General features: G+C 71.1%; 3 protein-coding genes and 1 pseudogene. 2 read left to right on the top strand and 2 right to left on the bottom strand.

Annotated elements, in window-relative coordinates; translation table 11 throughout:
- Positions 1-300: 300 nt before the first annotated feature.
- Entirely contained in the window at positions 301-1803 is a 1503-nt protein-coding gene (locus tag ACFW9D_RS38140) for an NCS1 family nucleobase:cation symporter-1 (RefSeq protein WP_384630055.1), read from the bottom strand.
- Between the two features lie 160 nt (positions 1804-1963).
- On the opposite strand from ACFW9D_RS38140, the gene ACFW9D_RS38135 reads away from it, so the two are divergent.
- Entirely contained in the window at positions 1964-2620 is a 657-nt protein-coding gene (locus ACFW9D_RS38135) for a GntR family transcriptional regulator (RefSeq protein WP_384630053.1), read from the top strand.
- 76 nt (positions 2621-2696) lie between these two features.
- On the opposite strand, the gene ACFW9D_RS38130 is transcribed toward ACFW9D_RS38135, so the two are convergent.
- Entirely contained in the window at positions 2697-3275 is a 579-nt protein-coding gene (locus ACFW9D_RS38130; RefSeq protein ID WP_384630051.1) for a TetR/AcrR family transcriptional regulator, read from the bottom strand.
- Positions 3276-3366: 91 nt separating this feature from the next.
- On the opposite strand from ACFW9D_RS38130, the pseudogene ACFW9D_RS38125 reads away from it, so the two are divergent.
- Positions 3367-3460, top strand: a pseudogene (locus tag ACFW9D_RS38125) (DUF1772 domain-containing protein); the annotation flags it as partial.

The raw sequence follows: 3460 nt of genomic DNA, 5'->3' as shown, positions 1-3460 counted from the left end.
GAGCCCGGGCGGCCCTGGGCCCGGCTCGGGGGCGCCGGGGGGGCCCGCGCCCCGTTCGGGTACCACCCAGAACACGGCGCCGGCGGGGGCCCCGGGCCCGGCCGCGGCCGGGGCGAGACTCAGCAGCGCCGCCAACAGAACGCCCAGTACCGGGCGCGAGGACTTGGCCATGGCCGGATGATGCTCGGCCCCCGCCCGCGCCGGGTGTCCCGAGGGCCCCGGCGCAGAAAGGTGCACCCGTTCGGCGGCGCGCGTCACTGCGGCCGGGGGCCGCTCCGGCGAGCCTGCGAGCCTGCGAGTTCAGACCTCGACCGCGTCCGCGGGGTCCACCGGACCCACCGGACCCACCGGCTCCGCCGACGCCGACTCCGCTCGCTCCGCGCGGCAGATCAGCCCGTAGAGGAGCGCCGAGACGGCGGTGCCGATGAACCAGGAGTACGCGGCGACCGAGTCGAAGTACGGGACGAGGGCGAGGACCACGGCGAGGCCGGCGGAGGGGACGAAGGCGGCCAGGGCCTTCGGGTTGACGCCGCCGCGGTAGTGGTAGCGGGAGCCGGGCGTCGCGTCGAAGAGGGCGCGGTCGTCGATGCGGCCGCGCTTCACCCAGAAGTAGTCGAGCATGATGATGCCGAACAGCGGGCCGAGGAAGGCCCCGAGCCCGCCCAGGAAGTAGTTCACGACGGTCGGGTTGGAGTAGAGGTTCCAGGGCGTGACGACGAGAGCGAGGACCGTCGAGATCGCGCCGCCGACCTTGAAGCTGATCTTCTGCGGCCAGACGTTCGCCAGGTCGTAGGCGGGCGAGACGAAGTTGGCGACGATGTTGACGCCCATGGTGGCGACGGCGAAGGTCAGCGCGCCGAAGACGAGGACCCAGGTGTTGCCGATGCGGGCGACGAGGAGCGCCGGGTCGGTGATCGCCTCGCCGAAGACCTCGACGCTGCCCGCGGTGACGACGACTGAAAGGACCACGAACGCCGTGGAGTTGATGGGCAGGCCCCAGAAGTTGCCGCGCCGCACGGTCCTGTAGTCGGGCGCGAAGCGGGAGAAGTCGCAGAAGTTGAGCATCAGCGTGCCGTACGTGGCGAGGATCAGGCCGATCGCGCCGAACCACTGGCGGAACTGCTCGCCGGGGGAGACCGGGTGCGGGGTGGTGGTCAGCGAGATGGTCCAGCCGGCCTTGGCCCAGATCCAGACGGCGAGCGCGAGCATCACGATCCAGATCGCGGGTCCGCAGAAGTCCTGGAACTTACGGACGGACTCCATGCCGCGCGTGATGATCAGCGACTGCACGAGCCACAGCGCGAGGAAGGACGCCCAGCCCAGGGCATGCAGGCCGAGGAAGGAGTGCTCGGTCCAGGACTTCATCCCGGGGAAGGCGGCGAGCACCATCACGTTGACGGCGACGGAGGCCAGATAGGTCTGGATTCCGTACCACATGATGGCGATGACGGCCCTGATCAGAGCGGGGATGTTCGCGCCCCAGACGCCGAAGCTGATGCGGCTGACGACGGGGAACGGGACGCCGTGCCGCTGACCGATACGGCCCATCGCGTTGCAGCCGGCGTAGATGAGGACGAAGCCGATGAGCAGCGCGCTGAAGACCTGCCAGGCGTTGAGGCCGAGGACCAACAGGCCTGCCGCAAAGGTGTAGTTGCCGAGGTTGTGGACGTCGGACATCCACAGGGCGAAGAGGTCGTAGACCTTCCATTTGCGCTCCGCGGCGGGCGCGAGGTCCTCATTGACCAGGCGCGGGTCGGGAGTGAAGGCGGCGGCCTGCGTGGGCGTGGGTTCGGCCACGGGCATGGGGTACCTCCCAGAGTGCTGTGACGCGCAGCGAAAGGGGTTTGGTATACCAAAGCGGCGTCATCGTCCCGCTCCGAGCGGCGCCCGGCAATGTCCCTACGGTTACGGCTCGGTAAAACCACGGCCCCGGCCCCCGCGGGCGATCGGGGAAGATGGGCGCATGGCGACGGCGGAACCCCTGGGGGCGGTGCGCGAGCGCGTGCTCGCGACCCTGCGGCAGGACATCATCGGCGGACGGTCACGCCCCGGCGAGCGGCTGGTCGAGCGGGAGCTCGCGGAGCGCTTCGGGGTCTCACGGGTGCCGGTGCGAGAGGCGATCAGGGCGCTCGTGACGGAGGGCTTCGTGACGTTCGAGACGCCGCGCCGGGCCGTCGTGCGCACGCTGACCCGCACCGACGTGACCGAACTCTACGAACTGCGCGAGGTGTTGGAGGTGCACGCGGCCGGGCTCGCCGCGCAGCGGGCGGGCCGGGACGAACTGGACCGGCTGGCGGACCTGCTCGACGTGGCCGCGCGGGCCACCGAGCGGGACGACGCGGACACCCTCACGGACGTCAACTCCCGCTTCCACGACGCCCTGTTGGCGGCGGCGGGCAACAGTCTGCTGGCCGACGTGATGCAGCCGGTCGGCGGCCGGCTGCGCTGGCTGACCCGGCGCAACGAGGAGTGGGCCCAGCAGCTCGCCGAACACCGGGAGCTGTACGCGGCGGTGGCCGCCGGGGACGCGGAGCGGGCCAGAGCGGTCGCCCTGGCCCACGTCCGCACGAATCACCGCTCCACGGTCCGCCACCTGTTCGACGACGCCATGGACGACTAGGCGCGTACGGGAGCACGCGCGAGGGCACGTACGAGGGCACGCACAAGGACGCGCACGAGGACGCGTACGGCGCGGCTCAGAGGACGGCGAGCCGGTCCACGACGAGCTGGGCCCGGCGCTCGATGTCCGCGGCGGGGAGGCGGCCGGCCCGGGTCAGGGTCGCCTGGCCGTGCAGGGCCGCCCAGAACACCTCGGTGAACAGCCCCGGGTGCACCCCCTCCCCCGCGACCTCGCCGAGGGTCTCCATGAGGGCGGCGAAGGCGTCCTTCAAGGGTTCCGGGGTGTCCTCCCGCGCGTACGGGAGGCCGCCGTCGAGCTGGAACAGGGCGTCGTAGACCGCCGGGTTGCGTGCGGCGAAGTCGAGATAGGTGCGGGCGAGGGCGGTGACGCGCTCGCGCGGACCGTCCGCGGCGGCGGTCGCCGCCCGCACGGCGACCGCCAGCTCGGCGGCTCCCTGGAGGGCGACGGCGCCGATGATCTCGCGTTTGCCGCGGAAGTGGCTGTAGAGGACGGGCTGGCTGTATTCGATGGCCTCGGCGAGCCGGCGGGTGGTGACGGCGTCCCAGCCCTGCTGCTCGGCGAGTTCGCGGGCGGTGTCCACGATGAGGCGTTCACGGTCCGCCCGTTCGCGCTGCTTGCGCTCCTGTACCGACATGATGCGATCCTAGCACCGCTAGACAAGCGAGCGACATTAGGGCTAGCGTTGCCTCATCGGCTAGCAGCGCTAGAAAGTTGGAGGGGTCACCATGCTCGCCGTACTCGAGGTCGTCACCGTCGTGACCGTCGGTCTGATGGTCGGGGTGGAGTTCTCCGTCGCCTTCGTCATGAACCGCATCTTCG

Source organism: Streptomyces sp. NPDC059524, from assembly GCF_042749255.1.
Lineage (GTDB): Bacteria > Actinomycetota > Actinomycetes > Streptomycetales > Streptomycetaceae > Streptomyces > Streptomyces xanthii.
Note: the sequence above shows the minus strand (reverse complement) of the source record. Positions and strands in the feature narration are given on the sequence as shown.